Origin of the sequence: Serratia sp. N21D137 (assembly GCF_047530005.1) — a bacterium.
Lineage (GTDB): Bacteria > Pseudomonadota > Gammaproteobacteria > Enterobacterales > Enterobacteriaceae > Chania > Chania fonticola_B.
Window position 1 is genome coordinate 317,981 of sequence record NZ_JBLJAJ010000001.1, and the last position, 21,167, is coordinate 339,147.

General features: G+C 55.1%; 18 protein-coding genes. 5 read left to right on the top strand and 13 right to left on the bottom strand.

Features of this window, described 5'->3' with window-relative positions; all coding sequences use genetic code 11:
• Positions 1 to 179: 179 nt before the first annotated feature.
• The 9 genes from ACMV5H_RS01360 to ACMV5H_RS01400 form a co-directional block, all read right to left on the bottom strand.
• Positions 180 to 1,556, bottom strand: a complete 1,377-nt coding sequence (locus ACMV5H_RS01360; RefSeq protein WP_414821344.1) for a DUF3999 family protein — start codon at positions 1,554 to 1,556, stop codon at positions 180 to 182.
• Positions 1,553 to 4,324: a DUF2339 domain-containing protein gene (locus ACMV5H_RS01365; protein ID WP_414821345.1), complete on the bottom strand. Its 2,772-nt coding sequence runs from the start codon at positions 4,322 to 4,324 to the stop codon at positions 1,553 to 1,555. Before ACMV5H_RS01365 ends, ACMV5H_RS01360 begins: the two co-directional genes overlap by 4 nt.
• A 103-nt stretch (positions 4,325 to 4,427) precedes the next feature.
• Complete coding sequence (locus tag ACMV5H_RS01370) at positions 4,428 to 5,885, bottom strand: EmmdR/YeeO family multidrug/toxin efflux MATE transporter (protein WP_021806913.1); 1,458 nt, start codon at positions 5,883 to 5,885, stop codon at positions 4,428 to 4,430.
• A gap of 140 nt (positions 5,886 to 6,025) precedes the next feature.
• Entirely contained in the window at positions 6,026 to 6,715 is a 690-nt protein-coding gene (locus ACMV5H_RS01375) for a VIT family protein (protein WP_037376223.1), read from the bottom strand.
• Between the two features lie 27 nt (positions 6,716 to 6,742).
• Positions 6,743 to 7,354, bottom strand: coding sequence for a tetratricopeptide repeat protein (locus ACMV5H_RS01380; RefSeq protein WP_021180628.1), 612 nt, complete (start codon positions 7,352 to 7,354; stop codon positions 6,743 to 6,745).
• Positions 7,351 to 8,160, bottom strand: a complete 810-nt coding sequence (locus ACMV5H_RS01385; protein WP_414821346.1) for an SDR family oxidoreductase — start codon at positions 8,158 to 8,160, stop codon at positions 7,351 to 7,353. The genes ACMV5H_RS01380 and ACMV5H_RS01385 overlap by 4 nt, the downstream gene beginning before the upstream one ends.
• Positions 8,157 to 8,813, bottom strand: coding sequence for a TenA family transcriptional regulator (locus tag ACMV5H_RS01390; protein WP_021180630.1), 657 nt, complete (start codon positions 8,811 to 8,813; stop codon positions 8,157 to 8,159). Before ACMV5H_RS01390 ends, ACMV5H_RS01385 begins: the two co-directional genes overlap by 4 nt.
• Positions 8,810 to 10,249, bottom strand: coding sequence for an AMP-dependent synthetase/ligase (locus tag ACMV5H_RS01395; RefSeq protein ID WP_414821347.1), 1,440 nt, complete (start codon positions 10,247 to 10,249; stop codon positions 8,810 to 8,812). Before ACMV5H_RS01395 ends, ACMV5H_RS01390 begins: the two co-directional genes overlap by 4 nt.
• Positions 10,246 to 10,890 carry a thermostable hemolysin gene (locus ACMV5H_RS01400; RefSeq protein ID WP_021806917.1) on the bottom strand — a complete coding sequence of 215 codons (645 nt, stop codon included), beginning with the start codon at positions 10,888 to 10,890 and terminating at the stop codon, positions 10,246 to 10,248. Before ACMV5H_RS01400 ends, ACMV5H_RS01395 begins: the two co-directional genes overlap by 4 nt.
• A 193-nt stretch (positions 10,891 to 11,083) precedes the next feature.
• On the opposite strand from ACMV5H_RS01400, the gene ACMV5H_RS01405 reads away from it, so the two are divergent.
• The 4 genes from ACMV5H_RS01405 (at position 11,084) to yfcF (ending at position 13,128) form a co-directional block, all read left to right on the top strand.
• Positions 11,084 to 11,737 (top strand): Qnr family pentapeptide repeat protein, encoded by a 654-nt coding sequence (locus ACMV5H_RS01405; RefSeq protein WP_021806918.1) that lies wholly within the window; start codon positions 11,084 to 11,086, stop codon positions 11,735 to 11,737.
• Positions 11,738 to 11,801: 64 nt separating this feature from the next.
• Positions 11,802 to 12,053, top strand: coding sequence for a type II toxin-antitoxin system Phd/YefM family antitoxin (locus ACMV5H_RS01410; protein WP_021806919.1), 252 nt, complete (start codon positions 11,802 to 11,804; stop codon positions 12,051 to 12,053).
• Positions 12,043 to 12,324, top strand: coding sequence for a type II toxin-antitoxin system RelE family toxin (locus ACMV5H_RS01415; RefSeq protein WP_021806920.1), 282 nt, complete (start codon positions 12,043 to 12,045; stop codon positions 12,322 to 12,324). Before ACMV5H_RS01410 ends, ACMV5H_RS01415 begins: the two co-directional genes overlap by 11 nt.
• 168 nt (positions 12,325 to 12,492) lie before the next feature.
• Positions 12,493 to 13,128: a glutathione transferase gene (gene yfcF / locus ACMV5H_RS01420; protein ID WP_115160006.1), complete on the top strand. Its 636-nt coding sequence runs from the start codon at positions 12,493 to 12,495 to the stop codon at positions 13,126 to 13,128.
• A gap of 110 nt (positions 13,129 to 13,238) precedes the next feature.
• On the opposite strand, the gene ACMV5H_RS01425 is transcribed toward yfcF, so the two are convergent.
• Together ACMV5H_RS01425 and ACMV5H_RS01430 are read right to left on the bottom strand one after the other, a co-directional pair.
• A complete protein-coding gene (locus ACMV5H_RS01425) occupies positions 13,239 to 14,693 on the bottom strand; it encodes an NAD-dependent succinate-semialdehyde dehydrogenase (RefSeq protein ID WP_021180637.1) in 1,455 nt (484 codons plus the stop codon).
• Between the two features lie 12 nt (positions 14,694 to 14,705).
• Positions 14,706 to 15,971 (bottom strand): 4-aminobutyrate--2-oxoglutarate transaminase, encoded by a 1,266-nt coding sequence (locus tag ACMV5H_RS01430; RefSeq protein WP_094983168.1) that lies wholly within the window; start codon positions 15,969 to 15,971, stop codon positions 14,706 to 14,708.
• A 120-nt stretch (positions 15,972 to 16,091) separates the two neighbouring features.
• Between ACMV5H_RS01430 and ACMV5H_RS01435 the strand changes: the two genes are divergently transcribed.
• Entirely contained in the window at positions 16,092 to 17,606 is a 1,515-nt protein-coding gene (locus ACMV5H_RS01435) for a PLP-dependent aminotransferase family protein (RefSeq protein ID WP_414821348.1), read from the top strand.
• Between the two features lie 141 nt (positions 17,607 to 17,747).
• Here the strand turns inward: ACMV5H_RS01435 and ACMV5H_RS01440 are convergent, their stop codons facing one another.
• The gene (locus tag ACMV5H_RS01440) at positions 17,748 to 19,088 is read right to left on the bottom strand and encodes an APC family permease (RefSeq protein ID WP_115160009.1); all 1,341 of its coding nucleotides are present in this window, start codon (positions 19,086 to 19,088) and stop codon (positions 17,748 to 17,750) included.
• A 304-nt stretch (positions 19,089 to 19,392) separates the two neighbouring features.
• Positions 19,393 to 21,099 (bottom strand): amidohydrolase, encoded by a 1,707-nt coding sequence (locus ACMV5H_RS01445; protein WP_115160017.1) that lies wholly within the window; start codon positions 21,097 to 21,099, stop codon positions 19,393 to 19,395.
• Between the last annotated feature and the right edge of the window lie 68 nt (positions 21,100 to 21,167).

Below are 21,167 nucleotides of genomic sequence, written 5' to 3' on the forward strand. Positions count from 1 at the left end.
CCGTGATGTCATAGGGATCATTAACTTTCTTTCATTTTTCGCGCGGTCAAACAATTGAGGGAGGATTACTTGTTGTCGTCGGTATAGATCCCTTCAGAGATGACATCTACCAACTGAATCAACCACCAAAGGGCAACACATTCAGCATCACCCCTTGTTTTCTATCCCACCTGCCCGCCCTATTGCGGCTTCTGCTGAACCTCTTTCCACAACTTCAGCGCCAGCAACACCAATCCCCCCGCCCCCACAACCAGCAGCAGCCAGAGCAGGCCTTTCTTCCACATACTGGCCTCTTCTGCGGCATCTACCGCGCTCAAGCGTTCGGTGCCGCCCAGGGTCACTTGGGATTGCAACCCAGCTTCTGGCAACGCATCGGCATCTATCGTTTTACGCAGCTCTGCCGGGATCAGGCTATCTAAAGGGATCGCCTGAGGCTGGGCCGCTTTATTTCCCCACGCCAGCAGGAATGGCGTGGTTCCCTGGGCATTGAATATCAAAGTTTGGCTATCGCGCTGTGCCGAGACTTCTGGCAGTGAATCGCCCCATTGCTGGTTGATGCCTTTCAAGCGGATACCCTGCACCAGCAAGCCGTTCAGCGGGATTGCCTCTGCGGTGCGGCCATTCACCGAGAACACCACCTGCTTGGTCAGAGGGTGCCAATTGTCACTTGCTGCGCTGCGGTAATCGATCTCGAGCGGCAATACCGTATTGCTCTGCGTCGGCCGAATGCTGATATTGTTCAAGGGTTGAGGATTCGGCCAGCTATATTCCGCCTCACCTGGCGAAATGGCTTTTTGGTTGAAGGTCAGGCCGATCCTTTGCTGTTCGGTGTGTCTGGACGCCGCAATCCCCTGCACTGACCGGATCTTCAAATCAGGGGCCGTTTTGGCATCGTTGAACACCAATAGCAGATAACGAGGTCTGGCATAGTCATCAAGATCGATGGTATCCAACAGCAACCGATCGCTGCCAGAGACCAGATCCATCAAGGGCACATCCTCAGCGCTGCTCGACCAGTCTTTTAAATCGCGGCTAGAAAACAGGCTAACGCGGGTCTGCCAATTCTCGGGCTGACGCTCCCAGGCCAGTTTTAACTGGGTCAGACGGGGATAGTTGCCCTCATGCTGCGGGATCTCCAGCAGATAGGTGTTCCCCATTGGCTGGTCGCTATCCACAGGCAAGGTAACTTCAACACCACCTGCGGATTTTAACGAAATCACCTGTTGTTCCTGATTAGTGACCCTTTTACCCTTCATCGGGAACAGACGCAGAGGGAAAGTCTGGCTATTGTCCTGAGTAGTGACGTTCGCGGCCAATGCAAAGGGGACGGCCTGCCCCTGATTGTTGAACACCCGCACATCGCGCAGATCCGGCCAAACGCTCTCGGTATACACTGCCTCAGGCAGTTCAATACGGAAAAATGGCGCGCTGCCTTCAGTGGTTAGCGAGATGCCATAGGCGAAATCTTGCGGTTTTTCAGCCACCGGCTCCGCATTGGCCGCACCGGCCAGACAAAGCGACCCCAGCAGCAACCAGTTATTCAGTTTTACTTTCATACATTCCCTCGTTCGCTTGCCACATTGGGTTCCTTACCGCGCACCGCTTTGGGTGGCAATGGGGAAAAATATCCCACGATCAACACCAGTATCGCCACGCCGATAAACGCGATGGCACGAGCCAATCCCCCACCCCGGGCGCTATCAACCAGCATCAGCTTAACAATGACGATTCCGAGCAACGCCGCACCGCCAAACCAGACCTCACGCTGCCCACGGCGAGTTGACAACACCATGACGATCAGCGCTATCAGCATCCACAGCAAAGCGAAGGTGGTCTGCACCAGGCGGGAGCCCCAGAGCGTATCAACCCGCCAGGCAATATCGGCGTAATAGGCCAGTGCACGCAGGACCGCCCCATTGCCCCACCAGAACAGCATCGCGAGGGTAAACAGCGGTAGCGCCTGTTTCAGCAATGCAGCAAACTGCGGGGATTCCCGCCGGACAAACAGCCCCAGAGTCACCAGTGCCAAGAGTGCAAAACCAGCCCCCTCTTCCAACGGGTTCAACAGTGGTAAATAACGCCAGCCTATACTGACCCCATCGAACACGTTGCCTACCAGCAACAGCAGCAAAGCCAACGCCGCCAATGGGGCCAAGGCAATCGCACCATACAGCTGACGATGTTCGGCAAACGGCCAGCATCCTTTGCGCAGCGCACCATGTGTAGCCAAGATGATCAGGGAGAGGAAGCCCATTTGCAGGCCCAATTGCCATTCATCCATGCCCCACGGCAAGCGCATCGTGCGCCAAAAGACTTCATAACCCAGCGCAAACACCACCATCCAGAACAGAGACAGGTGTAATCCTTGCTGCAGGCGCAGTAACGGCAGGGAGCCCGCTTCGAGCTTCAGCAGCCAGTACGCCACCGGCAAGGCCAGTAACCAGACCAGATTCGGCCAGCCGAAGGACAATAAAGAATCAAAGTCGACCAATTGGAACAACAGCATGGCCAACATACCCGGCCACAGTAGCCAAATACTATAACCTAGTTCGAGCCAGGCCAGCCTTTGTGCCACCCAACGCCACAGCACTACGGATAGCGTCAACAAGACCAACGCCAGGAAAGCCCCGTAGCCATAATCAAGCGGCAATCGCCCGGCAAAACCGAGCAGGCAAACCAGCCAGAGCAGGATGCCGCCAGCCAGGAAGGAGCGGCTGACAACCAGCCTGAATGCAGCCTCGCTCTCCAGATCGCGCCAGAGGAATGCCACCGCTAGCCAAGTTAATGCCAGTACGGCGAACACCAGCGTGAAGGAGAGCGTCGTCATTCCAGCGCCAAGAGCCACCAGGGCGGAAGCCAAGGCCAGCACCAGCAGGCCAGAACCGCTGAGGCTCATGCGGATTTGCTTTTGCTCACGACCAAGCCACAGAATGCCCAGCCCTTCCAGCGCCCAAGCCATGGATGTCCACTCAGCAGACAGTGCCAATGGGATAGCCAGCGTAGTGAACACCCCGCCTAGTGCCAAACCGGAAACCGCCAACATGCGGCCCAGGGATGGGTAGCGCTTCAATGCGGCCCAGGCCAGTAACAGGTAAGCCAAACCGAAGCCCAGCGCCGAGAACGCCGGGCCAAACTCCCACTGGCGAACGATCAGATACTGCATGCCGAAACCGATTAACGGTGGGCCAAACAGCAGCGCGCCATCGATAATCTTCTCGCCAGGCAACTGTGCACGTAGAGTCAACGCCAGGCATAGCACGCCAAAAATCACGATATTGGCAATCAGGAACAGCTGGCAGCCCAGGTAGTATTCCGGCAGGTAGTTGTTTACTCCCCACAGCCCAGCGACGCCAAAGGAAAAAACAAAGCCCAGCAGGTTAAGTGGCCGCCATGGCTGCCAGACGCTGATCGCCAGAATGCCCAGCGAGAGCAGCAGATAATAGGAGAATAGCGCGATATAACTGCCGCCACCGGTGGACAACAGCAAAGGTGAAAGATAGCCGCCAATGCTGGCAAGCATCGCCAGGCTGAGGGCACGCTGCAATACGGCCAAGCCCACGCTGGCGGCGCAGATCACCAGCATCAGGCCAAATGCCAGCATATGTGGCAACAGTTGATAAAGCCGGAAGGCACCAAATACGGTGATATAGAGCGCGCCAACCGCGCCCCCTTGCAGGATCAGGGCATACATCGTCTGTTTAACACGCAGACGCCAGCCAAACCACAGTAAAACGCCGCTAGCTACCGCCGCGCCCATTAACCTGAACTCAATAGGCAGCATGTCACGTTCAACAGTGTATTTCATCAGGTAGGCCAAACCGAAGAACAGCAGCAAGACACCCAGCTTCGCCAGCGGATTACCTTGCATAAACCAGCCCACCAGCCCGCTGAGCAGGTCGTTTTTCGGTTGCTGTGGTTTATCAATGGCAGGTCTATCAGCAATAGGCGGGCGAGGAATGGTTGTTACTGATGCGGCTGGTTTTGGAACTGCGGGCTCCCAGGCGGATTTAACCGGTGGAGGCACGGCTATTTCAGCAGTTGGCTGCACGGCAGACTGTTGGGCAGCATGCGCAGCAAAGTCATGCGTTGTCTTCGCAGCCACAGGTGGCACCTGGGGAGTTGGCGTTGGCGGCGGCCGTGATCTCCCGGTTTCCTCGAAGCGGAGATCATCCACCTGTTTTTGCAACTGGGTGATGGTCAGTGTCAGTTGGGCAATTTCCCGCTGGTTGCGGTTGCCACGGCCGAGCGATACCACCACAGAAATAGGTAATACCACCAGGCACAGGAACAACGCCAAACCAGCGATAAATATCAATCCATCCATGGTGCACCTTTAGATCATTTATCGTGGCATCAGTCTTACACCAAAACATAACCGCCGACAATGGATTGATACTGCCAACCCGGCTCAGTCCAATAAAATACCGTTAGCTTGGCGACTGTTCTTCGGCTGATTCAGGCTGGTTTTTTCTGAGCCGTGGATATTTCCATAGCCAGCGCCCGCTGACCATACGCCAATAGAAGAAGACTCCGCGAACGGCCCAGTCCAAGAACATCCCCAGCCAGACCCCCACTACGCCCATGCCCAGCACGATGCCCAGGATATAACCGGCGACTACTCGGCAGCCCCACATACCCAACATCGTCACCCACATGGCAAATCGGACATCACGCGCGCCCTTCAGCCCAGCGGGTAACACCCAGGACGCGGCCCAGATCGGCATAAACGCGGCATTGAGCCAAATCAGGATTTTGACCACCTCTTTAACATCGTCTTCCTGGGTATAAAATGAGGCAAACAGCCCGGCAAAGGGAGCGGTTCCCCAGGCAATCACCGTCAGGCCAATCGTTGCCAGCCAAAAGACGTGCTTCATCTGCCGCTCGGCCTGAGCAATTTGCCCTTTCCCCAGACGCCTGCCGACGATAATGGTCGAAGCAGATCCCAAGGCATTCCCCGGCAGGTTAATCAGGGCCGCGATAGAGAAAGCGATAAAGTTACCGGCGATGACGTTAGTCCCCATCCCGGCGACAAACATTTGTGTCAGCAGTTTGCCAGCGTTGAACAGTACCGATTCGATACTGGCGGGAATACCAATCCCCAGCACCTCACGCAGGATGCTGCTGTTGAGTGGCGTAAAATAGCTTTTGAGCGTAATACGCAGCGCCGGATTAAAGCCCACCGCCAGAACCGCAATAATGGCGATCGCGCCAATATAGCGGGCAATGGTCAGCCCCAGCCCCGCGCCAACAAAACCCAGCCCTTGCCAACTAAATACCCCATAAATCAGCGTACTGCTGATGAGGATGTTGAGGATATTCATGCCGCCATTGATCAGCAGCGGGATCTTGGTGTTGCCCGCCCCACGCAGGGCACCGCTACCAATCAGGGCAATGGCGGCTGCCGGGTAGCTCCAGACGGTGGTTTGCAAATAAGAGAGCGCCAGCGATTTGACTTCGGGCGTGGCTTCACCGGCGATCACGTTAATGATCTGTTGCCCGGCCAAATGGATCCCAACCGCCAGCAGCACCGCCAGCACGGTCATTAATACCAGCGACTGGCGTGCCGCCGCCCGCGCTCGTTTACGATCGCGAGTGCCAAGGCTAAAGGCCACCACCACCGTGGTACCCAGATCCACCGCCGCGAAAAAGGCCATGATGACCATGTTGAAACTGTCTGCCAGGCCAACACCCGCCATCGACTCTTTGCCGAGCCAGCTCACCAGGAAGGTGCTGAGCACCCCCATCAGCAGTACGCAGGTGTTCTCTAGAAAGATCGGAACTGCCAGTGGCGTGATCTCCCGCCAAAAAAGCACCCGATAGCTTTTTCGCTTGGCATACCAATGCGTCTTGGCAACGTGCTGGGGCAGTAGCCCGTGTAAGTTCAAGATTGGCCTGTAGCAAGGAAGTGAAACGTCGTTTCAAATGATGGGTTATCAACGCTTACTCTGCAAGCGTTTTCTTCTCACTATACGTTGCCGAAGATGACTGCGACTCAGAGAAAAACATCCTGCTGTTGGTTTAACACTTATCCCGTAACCAAACCAAATAACGCCCCGATCCCCGAGGACATCCCCATGGCCAGTGCACTCCAGAAAGTAATACGCATCACTCCAGGGCCGATGGGTGCACCGCCCACTTTGGCCGAAACGCCCCCAAGTACTGCCAGTGAGATCAATGCTGAGCAGGCAATGGCGGGGATGGCCCATTCCGTTGTCGCGATGGCCGCTACACATAGCGGTAATATTGCCCCGGCAGCAAAACTCAACGCTGAAGCCCACGCGGCCTGTAAAGGACGCGCGGTGGTGATTTCTGAGATCCCCAGTTCATCACGCGCATGGGCGCCTAGCGCATCATGGTGCATCAGTTTTTCTGCCACTTGTTTAGCCAGAGCCAAATCAAGCCCCCGATGGACATAAATCGAGGTTAACTCGCGGTGTTCCCCCTGAAAATCGCTATTCAGCTCAGCTTGCTCTTCAGCCAGCGCGGCCTTTTCAGTATCAGCCTGGGAAGAAACTGAAACATACTCACCGGTTGCCATCGACATCGCACCAGCCACCAAACCCGCCACCCCGGTCAAGAGCAAACTTTGCTGAGTGACGTTAGCCGACGCTACGCCCAACAGCAGACTGGCGGTAGACACTATCCCGTCATTAGCCCCGAGAACGGCAGCCCGCAGCCAGCCTATTTTTTCCATGCTGTGTCGTTCCCGGTGCATTTTGTTTCCCTTTATGGACCCGTAGTCTCAAAGTTTATCGAGTCGTTGTTGAATGTCCTGATGGCGGCCTTTATCGGCTAATTCTCTGCCTGGACGGGCCGGAGCCGCCAGTGCTTTCTGTAAGTAGAGCTTGCCCTGTGCCTTATGCCCTTGATCTATAAGAAAGTCACCGTAGAAATAGTTGGGATCGATACCCGTTGGATTAATCTGTAAAGCCTGTTTCAACAACAGCTCAGCCTGCTTGTCATCACCAAAACCAATCGGCCAGCCAGGAACCTGATAATAGAGGGCGCCTAGACTGGTATAGGCGGAGCCGTCCAGCGCCTTGGCATCCAACTTTATTGCCAGTTCCAGCTTCATTTTCGCCTGTTTGGCCAGTTCCAAAGCCCCCAGCCCCCCCTTCTCACCGGCCCAACTACTCTTGACGATCGCAGACCAGATCAGCAGATCTGCGCGTGAACCGTTAGCTGAACTGGCTTTATCCGCAACGGCGCTAAGTTGCTCCAGACAGCTTTCTTTCTGTTTCGCCGCCACCTGATACTGGCAAACCGCCCATTGGTTCTGAATATCGGCCAAATCACTCTGGGCAATAGCGGTTGTACTACCAAAGAGCGTCAACACCAACAATAACTTTTTCATCGTGAGTCCTTCTTCTCAAGGGCAGCTTTGGCATGGCGGGCAATAATATGCCGCTGTTTAGCCAGCGCTTTATCGACCACTGCGGGGAACAGTGCATTCAGTTTGACAAAGAACCGCTCTGGCCATCCCAGCCATCGTCGTTTTATCTGTTTGTTCAGCGCAACAATCACCTCATCAGCGACCCTTTCTGCGCTGTCACTTTTGGTGCCTAATTCAGCATTCATGGCATTAACAGCCGCAGAGTTAAGCGTGGTTTGTGTCGCCCGGGGGGCAAAATAGAGCACGTTTATCGATGAGCCGGCAAGTTCCCTGCCGAGAGCTTCACTGAAGCCACGCAAAGCAAACTTGCTAGCGCAATACACGCTATAGCCAGCATAACCAATACTGCCAAAGCTGGAACCGATATTCATAATGATGCCGGGTCGGTCTATATAAGGTAGCAAAGCCCGGGTCAGTAATATTGGAGCCTGAATATTTATGGCTAACTGCTGTATTATTTGTTGTTCGCTTTGATCCTCAAGCCAGGCAAAATGATTGGCGCCGGCATTATTGATCAGGATATCAATATTCTGCTGTTGGAAAAGTAGCTCAACTTGCTTTGTCAATTGCGTAAAACCGCCAAGATCGGCGATCCAAACCTGATGATTTTCCGGGTGAGGCAATGTATTAACCAGCGTGGTGAGCGCCGTTTCATTACGCCCATGTAATATCAGACAAGCCCCCTGCTTTGCCAAAGCATGAGCCAGTGCCTGGCCAATACCACCGCTGGCACCGGTAAGCAAAATACGGCTGTTGTTGAGCCTCATTGCGCTGGCTCCATCAGCCCACGCAGCATGTCGCCATAAAGTTGGTAGACCACTTTGGCAGTATGGATAATCGCGGCACGATCTTCACTTTTTTCCACCTGGTCCATTAATGATGCAAAAAAGGCCAGATGTTCTTTGTCCAGTTCACCATGCGAGCTGAGATAGCTCATGGCTTTCTCCGGTAATCCCAGGCCCTGCTTGAGCTGCTCGGCAACGGTGGTGGCAATGGCGACGCTGGTGCCCTCAAGGACATGTACCATACCGAAAATACCCATCGGGTTGAGGCGAGAGACGTGGTCGTAGAGGAATGCAATCATCAACTCGATTGCCAATACCGGCTGACCATGACGAACCGCCTCGGCATCTCCGCCGCACGTCCTGATATCATTTAATATCCATTCCTGATGGCCATACTCTTCATCAATATATTCGGCAATGGCTCCGCGAACCCATTCATACTCTGAGTTCATCCGGCCCCCCGCAGTCATCAATAAAGGCACGGTATGGCTGACGTGATAAAAAGCCTGTGTCAAAAAGGCGATATACATTTCAGCATTAATATTTCCGCAGCGGCAAGCCTCTATGACCGGGGCGGAAAGGAGCTTCTCTCTGTCCACCGCCGTCTCTCGCTGTAATAATTGATAAAAACTCATAGGGTATCTCCCGCGATTAACTGATGAATACGTGTGTGATAGGTGGACAGAATCTGCTGTCTTTTCGGACGTCCATTAGTGGTTAATAAACCGTTTTCAACCGTTAACTGTGCCAAAAAATAATGATGGATCCGTGCATAATCAGGTAGCCTCCCATTAAGTTGGCATAGCTGATCGGCAAGGCTACTTTCATAACCGGGTGTCACTTGGATCAGCGCAACATTTACGGGTAATCCATCACCAAAGATGACCATGCGGGATATTGCCGGAAAAAGCTGCGCTTCCGCCTCAATCCATTCCGGTGAAAAATTGCGGCCAAAGGCGGTGATCTGAATATTCTTTTTGCGGCCAGTGATATGAAGGAAGCCTTGGGCATCAAAATGACCGAGATCGCCGGTTGCCACCGGGGGTTTTGCAGCGGGTTCCCCCAGATATCCCAGCATTGTCGCGCCAGAAATCAAGATCTCCCCATCCGGTGCGATGGCTATCTGGCAGTGCGGTAGTGGTTCACCCACCGAGCCAGGCAAAGCGCGCCCCGGCGCATTGAGAGCAACAACCGAGCCGCATTCTGATAAGCCATACCCTTCAAAAACCGGCAAACCCAACTGGTGCGATTTAACCACTATATCCGCAGCAACTTTTCCCCCGCCGACGGCGACAAAACGCAGGCTCTCCGCAAGCCCTGGGTTCTGGGTGCATAACATGACGAATAGACGCAGCAATTCAGGCACCAATACCAGGCTGTGCGGCCGCCATTGTGCAATGGCTTGGGCCAGGATCTGAGCGGAGAACTGGCTAGATCCTGTCAGTCCCACTTCAGCCAGCGAGGGGATACGGCTGCATACGCCACTGAGCAACGGAACATAGAGCCCGGTAATGTTTTCAAGCAAGGTCGACAGTGGCAGCAAGGTCAGATGCTGCTGTATGTTTGCCGCAGCAACCCGCTCGGCAAGCGCCAGGCTGACCTGCATCAAATGCTCCTGACTCAGACATACCCCTTTGGGATGCCCGGTTGTCCCTGATGTATAGGTGATTTTGGCCGTATTAGCGGGTAATTCAGCAACAGAGAGTGGCTGCCGACGTTGCAAAGGGTAATCAAGGAAAGGGATCGTTATCCACCCTTGCCGGGCAGGCCCAATCAAGGCATCGGCACCGCTACTTTCCAGCAACCAGTCTTGCTGTTCAGCACTGAAAAAAACGGGCACCGGTATAATGACAATATTGGCTAACAGGCAAGCCAGATCGATCATGGCCCACTCCAGGCCATTATTCAAAAAAAGGGCCAGCCGCGATATTTTCTCATTACTGAGTTGCTTGGCCAGAGAGGTGGTTTGCCGCAATAAATCAGCGTAACTGATGCCCTGCTGACTATCACATAACGCAGGGCGAGAGCCATCTGTCACCGCAATGTGTTCAATACGCTCAAAAAGGATCATAGCTGCACGCTCATTTGCACGGGAAATATATCCGGCATGGGGCCAAACAATGAAAGCAATAAGCTGGTTTCACTCAGAATTTGGCGGCCTTGTTTAAGATCGCCAACCATGACGCAGGGCTGCCCCTGATAATATTCTCCCCAGGCCTGAGCATCCTCACCCATTCGATCCGGCAATGCAGGGGCCAGTTCCAGAGGGGTCAGGTGCAACCGGTGGAAGATATTTCTCAACTTTTTGGTCCCGGTAAATGCCACATAGTCGAGTTGGTTTTCGCAGAGTAGCCGACAAATTGCCGCAAACATGATCCGGGCATTTCCAGATTCAGAGCAGGCAAAGTTTCCTATTTCAACCAGGCGGTTACGTGGCAAGATTGTTCCCGTCTGAGTGGCGACCACCTCTTCAATCGGCGCATCCAGATAACGCTCAAGGTACAGCGGCGCATTATCAGCACGGTTCAGACCGCAGGCACCAACCAGAACGCCGTCAGCGCGGTACATACCTAACAGGTAAGGCAGAAAGTGAGGAATGAGCGCATTAAACTGCCGACCGTATTCGTGCTGTATATAAGCCTGCAATAAGGCCCTATGGTCATGATCCTCAGCAAACGACAGCTGGTACGGTGCCTGGATATGTATACTCATAATCGCGCCCCTCTGACTGATAATGAGCAGTGTAGCGATATAAGCTTAAGAAAGAGTTAAGGCAATGAGAGCACAGACCGCTATTTAAAAAGCCCGTGGCCATCAAGCAACATGGCTGTCTTACACGCTATTTCCCTTCCCTGTCTTCCTCAGGTAGTATCACCATGAGCTGTATAAAAAAACAGGTAATTATATGCAACCTTTACTGCTGCAATCCGTCAAAATTGCCCATGATCAATTCCGCGGTGAAACCATCACCAATGGCAAGTTTCTGAACTGCGATTTTTCCGGCGCCGATTTGACCGATACCCAGTTTATCGGCTGCGTTTTCTATGACGAAGAGACCCAACTCGGCTGCAACTTCAGCCGCGCGGTGTTGAAAGATGCCAGCTTTAAAAGCTGCGATCTCTCGCTGGCCGATTTCAGAAATGCCCAGGCCCTCGGCTTGGAGATCCGCGAATGCAAGGCACAGGGGGCCGATTTTCGTGGCGCCAGCTTCATGAACATGATTTCGCAGCGCAGCTATTTTTGCAGCGCCTTTATCATCAAAAGCAATCTGAGCTACAGCAATTTCTCCAAGGTGGTGCTGGAGAAATGTGAGCTGTGGGAAAACCGCTGGAGTGGCGCTAACGTGCTGGGTGCCAGCTTTATTGGCTCCGATCTGTCCGGCGGCGAGTTCAACCAGTTTGACTGGCGGGCCGCCACCTTCAACCACTGCAATCTGACCGGCGCAGAGCTGGGGGAGATGGATATCCGCCAGGTTGATCTGGAGGGGGTACAGCTGGATAGTCAGCAGGTCGTTGGGCTAATCGATCGGCTGGGGATAATCCTGGTCAGTGATGATTGACGAATAGGTTATTTAATGGCACTTTTAAAGGTGCTAATATCGATATTCCAAACAGGAGATCACCATGGCCTTTCAAATTTTAACCACTATCGCTGCCAGCATCACCGACCTGAAAAAGAACCCGATGGGAACCGTTGCAGACGGAGAAGGTGAAGCGGTTGCCATCCTGAATCGTAACGAACCGGCTTTCTACTGCGTGCCCCCTGAGCTGTATGCATACTATCGGGAGCTTGCCGAAGATGCAGAATTAAACCGTATTGCAGATGAACGCATGGAAGATGCGGAGTTTGTGAGCGTAGATCTTAATGACTTATAAGCTCAAATTTGAAAAGCGCGCACTGAAGGAATGGGAAAAGCTGGGTTATCCCGTTCGGGAACAACTGAAAAAGAAGCTGGCCGAGCGTTTAGAAAACCCGCATGTGCCGGCATCCCGCCTAAGTGGCCGCCCGAACCGTTACAAAATCAAACTGCGCTCATCAGGCTATCGGTTGGTTTATGAAGTACGTGATAATGAAATTGTTCTATTGGTGATCGCCGTTGGAAAACGAGCTGGGGAGGAAGTCTATTTTGCTGCCGATAAGCGATAGAATTAATCACTGAGTATCCCCTTCACAAATCAACAAAACCGGCTTGAAAGCCAATTAAGGTATTACTAGGCCTAATACGCCATTACGCTTAATCATTGGCCATCGCCTTGATTTTATTGCGCCGTTCGCCAATGATCCCAAATACCTTTCTCATCCCCAAGGATCCGTATGAACTCATCGGCCACTGTTCTCTACACTGATAGCAACTTTTTCAGCCCCTATGCCATGTCGACCTTTGTGGCGCTCACGGAGAAAGGCATGCCGTTTACCGTCAAGCCGGTAGATCTCTCACTGGGGGAACAGCAAAGCCAGGCCTACGGCAGCCTGTCGTTAACGCTGCGGGTGCCGACGTTGGTGATGGGCAGCTTCCAGCTTTCCGAGTCTTCCGCCATTGAGGAATATTTGGAAGAACTCCACCCAGCCCATCCGCTCTATCCGCGTGACATCAAACAGCGCGCCAAAGCCCGTGAGATCCAGGCATGGTTACGTAGCGATCTGTTACCGCTGCGGGCCGAACGCCCAACCGAGGTGATTTTCAGCGCGGTCAAATTTGCCCCATTGAGTGCAGATGCCCAACGGACAACCAACAAACTGCTGGCTGCGGCGGAAAAGTTACTGAGCCATGGCCAGGATCATCTGTTCCAGGAATGGTGCATCGCCGATACCGACCTGGCCCTGATGCTCAACCGGCTGGTGATGCATGGCGATCAGGTACCGGAACCGCTGCGCCACTATGCACAAAAACAGTGGCAGCGCCCATCGGTGCAGGCGTGGTTGGCATTACCAGAGAAAATGCGGAGCTAAAAAAACCGGCGGCCACGACGCCGCCGTTCTCAACGGTGAGAAACATCACTTCTTGCTCGGAGGAAGCGCTCCCCAGCGCAGGCCACCGGGGAGCGTTCAAGTCTTGAGGGTTAACAGCTCACGTCAATGCACAGATATTTCAGTTCCAGATATTCTTCAATACCGTAGCGAGAGCCTTCGCGCCCCAGCCCAGACTGTTTGATACCGCCGAAAGGCGCTACCTCGTTGGAGATCAAACCGGTATTGATGCCCACCATGCCGTATTCCAACGCCTCTGGCACCCGCCATTGACGAGCGGCGTTTTGCGTAAACAGGTAAGCGGCCAGGCCAAATTCGGTATCGTTGGCCATCGCGATAGCTTCCGCTTCGTCATGGAAACGGAACAGCGGCGCAACCGGGCCAAAGGTTTCTTCTTTGGCAAAGCGCATCTGCTGGGTCACCCCAGTAACCACCGTCGGCTGGAAGAAGGTACGGCCCAACGCATGCGGCTGCCCGCCGGTCGCGATCTGCGCGCCTTTGATCAGCGCATCATCAATGTGGCTCTGCACTTTCTCTATCGCGGCCTCATCGATCAGCGGCCCCTGCGTCGTCCCTTCTTGTGTGCCATCACCGACTTTCAGTTGCTCAACCGCGGCCACCAGCTTATCCACCAGGCGATCGTAGATGCCGTCCTGAACGTAAATACGGTTGGCGCAAACGCAGGTCTGCCCGCTGTTGCGGAACTTGGAGGCCATAATACCGGCAACGGCCGCGTCCAGATTGGCATCGTCAAACACGATCACCGGAGCGTTGCCGCCCAGTTCCAGCGAAAGCTTTTTAATGGTTGGCGCACATTGGGCCATCAGGATGCGCCCAACCTCGGTCGAGCCGGTAAAACTCAGCTTGCGCACTACCGGGCTGTCACACAGCACTTTACCCACCTGTGCGGCTTCGCCGGTTACCACTTGCAATACGCCTGCGGGAATACCGGCATCCTGCGCCAGTTTGGCCAGTGCCAATGCGGTCAGCGGCGTTTGCTCAGCCGGTTTGACGATCATGGTGCAGCCTGCGGCCAGCGCAGGAGCCGCCTTACGGGTGATCATCGCTGCCGGGAAGTTCCACGGCGTGATCGCCGCGCAGACGCCGATCGGCTGTTTCACCACCACCAGACGTTGCGAAGCCTGTGGGGCCTGTAATACGGCACCGTCGACACGCTTGGCCTCTTCGGCGAACCAGGTAATAAATGAGGCGGCATAGGCCACTTCGCCACGCGCTTCCGCCAGCGATTTACCCTGCTCAGCGGTCATCAGCTGCGCCAGATCTTCCTGAGCCGCCATGATTTTATCGGCCCAAGCCAGCAGCAATACGGAACGCTGCTTGGCGGTCTGTTGCTTCCAGCCGATTTGTGCCTGCTGTGCGGCGTTAATTGCCTGCTGGGTTTCCTCTGCGCTCACCAGAGGCACCGTTGTCAGCTCCACACCGTTGGCCGGGTTGATCACGGCTTCACGTTTGCCGCTGCGGGCATCGCACCACTCACCGTTAATCAGGCATTGGCTACGCAGCAGATCGGGATTTTGCAGTTTCATGGATATTGCTCCTTATTGGGCCAGCGCGCGGGAAAGGATTGCCAGCGCCTGGTTAAACTGGGCATCAGGAATGGTCAGCGGGTACAGGAAACGGATCACGTTACCGTTCACCCCACAGCTGAGTAGCAACAGTCCTTCTTCCTGGGCTTTTTGCTGTACCTGACGGGTAAACTCCGGCGACGGTTTACCGGTTGCCGGGTCGTTGAATTCTACTGCCACCATGGAACCCAGCGCGCGAATATCCACAATCGCCGGGCAGTGGCTGCGTGCCTGTTGCAGCACTTCCACCAAATGTTGCCCCAAACGCTGGGAGCGTTGGCACAGCTGTTCTTCTTCAATCACGTCCAAGACCGCCAGAGCGGCAGCAACGGCTAATGGGTTACCGGCGTAGGTACCGCCAAGGCCACCAGGTGCGGGGGCATCCATCACGTCAGCACGGCCCGCCACGGCAGACAACGGCATACCGCCAGCCAGGCTCTTCGCCATGGTGATCAGGTCCGGTTTCACCGCATAGTGGTCCATTGCAAACAGCTTGCCGGTACGGGCAAAGCCGGTTTGCACTTCATCGGCGATCAGCAGGATACCGTGTTGGTCACACAGCGTACGCAGCGCCTGCATGAATTCTGCCGGAGCCACGTTAAAGCCCCCTTCCCCCTGCACCGGCTCCAGCACTATCGCGGCAACCTGCTTGGGATCGATATCGGCTTTAAAGATGCGCTCCAGGCTGTTCATGGCATCTTCGGTGCTGATGCCATATAACGCATTCGGATACTGGCCATGGAACACGGAGCCAGGGAACGGGCCAAAGCCCAGCTTGTAAGGGGCCACTTTGCCCGTCAGCGCCATGGTCATATAGGTACGGCCATGGAATCCGCCGCCGAAGGTGATCAGGCCTGGACGCCCGGTGTATGCGCGGGCGATCTTCACCGCATTTTCTACCGCTTCTGCACCGGTGGTGAAGAAGGCGGTTTTACAGGTGCCTTCGATTGGAGCACGTTGGTTGATACGCTCTGCCAGCGAAATATAGCTCTCATAAGGCACGATCTGGTATGCCGTATGGGTAAACGCCTGCAGTTGCTTTTCAATGGCGGCGATCACCTTGGGATGACGGTGGCCGGTATTGAGCACCGCAATGCCTGAGGCAAAGTCGATCACCTCATTGCCTTCTACATCCCACAGGGTGGCATTTTCTGCACGCTCGGCGTAAAAACCACACATCACGCCAATCCCTCTTGGGGTAGCGGCCAGACGACGTTGATTCAGTTCTGCGTTTTTCATGCTGTTCTCTCCGGGCGGGACCAGTTATCGGTTTTGTTCACAAACGTGAAACATTGCGTTTATTTACACCTGATGTGGCCCTATAATCGAGTGCCAGTTACGATTAATTGAGGGATCCAATTGCGCTCATTGAGTGGTGACCTGCTGCTGCAACGCCTCGGCGAGCAGCCCGATGATAAACTGCACAAGCGGTTATACAATGCCATTCGTACCAGTATTCTGGACGGTAGCCTGCCCCCTTCCAGCCGCCTGCTGGCCTCACGCGATCTGGCACAAGAGCTGGGTCTCTCACGTAATACGGTTTTAACCGTTTATGAACAATTGCTGGCGGAAGGATATGTGTTTTCGCGCCAGGGAAGTGGAACCTTCGTCGCAGAAACGGTACCCGACAGCTGTTTATCCACCGCCAGCCAGCCGATTGGCGGTGACGGCGAGCCACGGCGTGCCGAGCTGTCACAACGTGGCACCACGCTACTGCAACACGCCAGCGCCAGCCCTAAACAGTGGGGAGCCTTTCTCCCCGGCGTCCCCGACGTGAATGCATTCCCGCATCACATCTTCAGCAAACTCCAGGCTCGTATCAGCCGCCGCCCAACCTCACAGCGTTTGACTTACAGCAACCAGGGCGGCAGCCCGGAGCTGCGGCATGCGCTGGTGGACTATCTACGGGTGTCACGTTCGGTGCGCTGCTCGCCGGAACAGATCCTGATCACCGAAGGCATTCATCAGGCGATCGATCTGGTCACTCGCATGCTGTGTAATCCAGGAGATGACGCCTGGATCGAGGAACCCGGTTATTGGGGGATCCGCAATATCCTGCGCATGAACGGCGTCAATATCTGCCCTTGGGCGGTGGATGAAGCCGGGATGGTACCACCAGAACAACCGGCAGCCTTGCCACGGCTGATTTTTGTCACTCCTTCGCATCAATACCCGTTGGGATCGGTGATGAGCCTGGCACGTCGGCAACGGCTGCTGGCTTTGGCCCGTGCGGCTGGCGGCTGGATCGTGGAAGATGATTATGACAGCGAATTCCGCTTCTCCGGCCAACCGATCCCGGCCCTGCAGGGGTTGGAAGCCGATGCGCCGGTGATCTACATTGGCACCTTCAGCAAAACGCTCTATCCGGCCCTGCGGCTAGGTTATGTAGTGCTTCCCAAGCCATTGATGGACGAGTTAAAAACGGCTCACGCCGAGCTTTATCGTGGTGGCCATTTGATCATCCAGGCGGCGCTGGCGCAGTTTATTCAGGAAGGCCACTATACGGCACATATCCGCCGCATGCGGTTATTGTATGCCAAACGGCGCGGGTTCCTTACCGCGTTGATTGAACAGCATCTGGGTAAGCAGGCGTTGAGCGAGTTCAACAGCAACGCTGGGCTGCATCTGGTGCTCAACCTGCCAAATGATGCCGACGATGTCGCCATCGCTGCGGCAGCCAATGAACGTGGAGTGCTGGTAAGAGCGTTGTCACGATATTACATGCTACCAAATGCGCGACGCGGGCTGTTGATGGGCTTTGCCTGCGTGCCCGAAGAGCAGATGGCAGCGGCGTTTGACGTGTTGTTGGAGTGTATAGGTTCCCCTCACCCTAACCCTCTCCCACAGGGAGAGGGAACCGATCGAGTGGGCTGAAAGTATCGTGATCCTTCATGAGCACCGGCTGATTCGCCTTGGTTGAAGGGACATTCGCGTTTGCTGAGATTGCCTATTTACTGCCAAAAGAGCAGGGACTAACAGCTCCCTCTCCCTGTGGGAGTGTACAGACCGGGGGCATCAATCCAGCAGATCGCCGATATCATCCTGGGTGGATGGGGGATCCTGACGCATCCCCTTGGTCAGCCACAGCAGATAAATAAAGCCGGCAAACAGCCAGGTGAAGCCCACTTTCAGCGCTTCGGGATCCAGGTTGACCCACAGCCACACCGACATACCGAAGCCAATCAGCGGCAGCAGGCCGTATTTGAACATCGCGTTCAGCCCACGGCGTTTTTGGTTAATCAGGAAGTGTTTGATCACGCTGAGGTTAACGAAGGTAAATGCCCCCAGTGCGCCAAAGCTGATCATCGACACTACCATGCTCAAATCCATCCACAGCGCCAACAGCGAGATAATGGCAACAAACACGATCGCGCGCCACGGAGTGCGGAAACGAGGGTGCAGATGGTAGAACACTTTGCGCGGCAACACGCCTTCACGCCCCATGGCGTAGAAAATACGTGAGACGCCGGTTTGCGCAGACATGGAGGAGGCATACACCCCAGTGAGGTAAGTGGCCATAAAGAAGTTGTACATCCACTTGCCACCCACGTGCTCCGAAATAATCAGGCTGGCGGTGTCCTGATGCGGGATCAGCGATTGCCAGTCAGGATAGGCCAGATGTGCGGCGTAGGAGACGGCAACAAAGATGCCACCGGCACAGATCACGGTGATCAGGATCGCGCGCGGCAGAGTACGTTTGGCGTCGGCGGCCTCTTCGGCCATGGTGGCAATAGCGTCAAAACCCAGGAAGGCCAGGCACAGCACCGCAGCCCCGGCGATCAGACCAGAGAAGTCACCAGCATCCACCAACAGCGGTTTCATCAATGACGCCGGGCTGAGATCGGCCTCGCTAAATGCCAGTACAATAAACAGCACGATGAACACCATCTGCAAGGCAATCAGCGTGAAGTTCACCGAGCTAAGCAGGCGCACGCCCAGAATATTCAGCGCGCTCACGCTGGCAATGGAGCCAAGAATAAACACGTAAGCAGGGATCGACGGGAATGCCTCGTGCAAGAAGATACCTAAAACCAGATAGTTAAGCATTGGCAGGAACAGATAATCGAGGATCTGCGCCCAACCTACCAGGAAACCGGTTTTACCACCAAAACTGCGCTGTACGTAGGAATAGGCCGAACCTGCCAACGGCATGGCGTTGGTCATCCGGCAATAGCTCAGGGCGGTAAACAGGATGGTCACGATGGTAACCAGATAAGCGATGGGTAAGTGGCCCTGGCTTAACACGGTAACCTGACCGTAGGTGGTAAACACGCCCAGTGGCACCATATAGGCAAGGCCAAACGCAACCAGGGCGGGGGTTTTAAGAACTCGTTGCAACCGAATGTTTTGCGGCATTACCGTATCATCTCCTGGCGCAGCTCAGCGCTATTCAGGGCCAATCCCAATAGGCTATTTGATTCGCTGCGGTAAAAACAAGGGGACGGATTCTGGCACAAGTTAGGCTGCCGGGGAAGCTAACAATCCGCTTTCAGAAAACCAGGTGGCAATAGGTAAAGAACTGGGGCATAACCCGTTGATTTATTGTTTGCAGGATGAGGAAAAGCGGTAAAAATTACCCTTCATGGCAATGTTGCCGAATTTGTCGAGGCGCTGCATGCAACGCCTCCAGGTAAAAATGACCGCTTAATTCACATTGCTATCAGGATTGATAGCTGATCTTCCCACCCACCAACGTCCGCTCGATGCGGGTTTGGTACAGTTTCTCTGCCGGTTGCTCAAACAGATTATGGTGCAGGACGATCGCATCAGCAAATTTGCCCACTTCCAGCGAGCCAATATACTGCTCTTTGGCGATCATATAGGCCGCATCGATGGTGGCTGCGCGCAGCGTTTCGATCAGGGTCAGATCGCGATCGTTGTCCAGGCGTGGCCCGGCAGGATTACCTTCGCTATCCCAGGCCCGGCGGGTCATCCCCACCTGCAGGTTATACCACTCATCCAGGCGATCGATTGGCCAGTCGCTGCCATAGGCCAGCCGCGCACCGGCATCCAGGAAGCGTGCCGCGGGCTCCAGGTGAGGGAAACGGGCTTCACCCAGCATCTCGCGCTCTTCATCGATCAGCACGCCCGGTAAACCGGCCCACTGGAACGAAAGCACCGCCGTTGCCGCCAAAGAGGCAAAACGCGCATACTGATGCGGCGCAACCAGTTCGTTATGGGCCAACCCTGGGCGGATATCCTTGCCCGGGCAGGCCGCGCGCATCAGTTCAACCGCATCCAGCACCTGCTCGATTGCACCATCGCCGACCGTGTGGGTATGCGGATGCAGCCCAGCGCGGCCACACTCGACGATCAGCGCGTTCAGCACCGGCGTGGTGAAGTAGAGATCGCCATAACGCTCACTCTTGGCTTCCCCATGATGTTCACGGTAAGGCTCCAACAGCGCCGCCGTCATGGTCGGTGGCTGCAACACTCCGTCGACGAACAGTTTGAGATGGCCAACAGAGATCCCGGCCTGCGGTGTCCAAGGCTTGCTGCTCCACTGTTCGGCAAAGGCGACAACTTCCTGCACCGCACGGGCAGCGTCTTCCGGCCCTTGTACGCTGTCTGGCGTGACTTCTTTGGCCCCCAGCACGCGTAAGGTCAGCTCACCGCGATCGCGCAGTACGGCGAAAGCCTCCAGTTGCTCCGCAAACACGCGGGTGTCCATCACCGTGGTTACGCCCTGCTCATGCAGTACCTGCTGCACATGAGCCGCCACCTGCACGTTCTGTTCCGCCGTGCCGGAAGGAATGCTGTCGAAGGCGCGCATGGCCGGAGCATCTTCCAGGATCCCGGTCAGTTGACCATCGGCATCGCGGGCGATCTTGCCATCTGGCGGCACTGGCGTATTTTCATCAATGCCCAACATCTCCAGCGCACGGCTGTTAGCCGCCAGCGTGTGGCAATCGTTAGCGAACAACGCTACCGGGCGGCGGGTGTTCAGAGAGTCCAGCAGAGCACGGCTCATGTCTGCACCCACCGGGATCATCGCCTGACGCTGCCAGGCGCGCACCGTCAGCCATTCGTCATCGCCAGCCGGATATTTATCCAGATGGTCCTGTATATGCTGCAAGGTCTGCTCTACCGTCAGCGCCGCATAGTGCAGGCTGCATCCCTTGAGCTGTTTGCCACCCCAGAATGGGTGCATATGGCTGTCGATCAGGCCCGGCATCATCATTTTACCGTGCAGATCGATGCGTTCGGTGGTGGGGGTCGCCAGCGCAAGCACCTGCTCATCAGTCCCTACCGCAAGAATGTATCCCTGCCCTATCGCCAACGCACTACAAACACGATTTTCCGCATCTGCGGTGAAGATAGTGCCGTTGTAATAAATTACCTCGGCTGCTGTTGCCACTGGAGTCATAGTCATTGTCTCGAAACCTCACAAAATGACCTTAAGTATACCAAAAACTCCCCAGCTTGGCCCCTCAG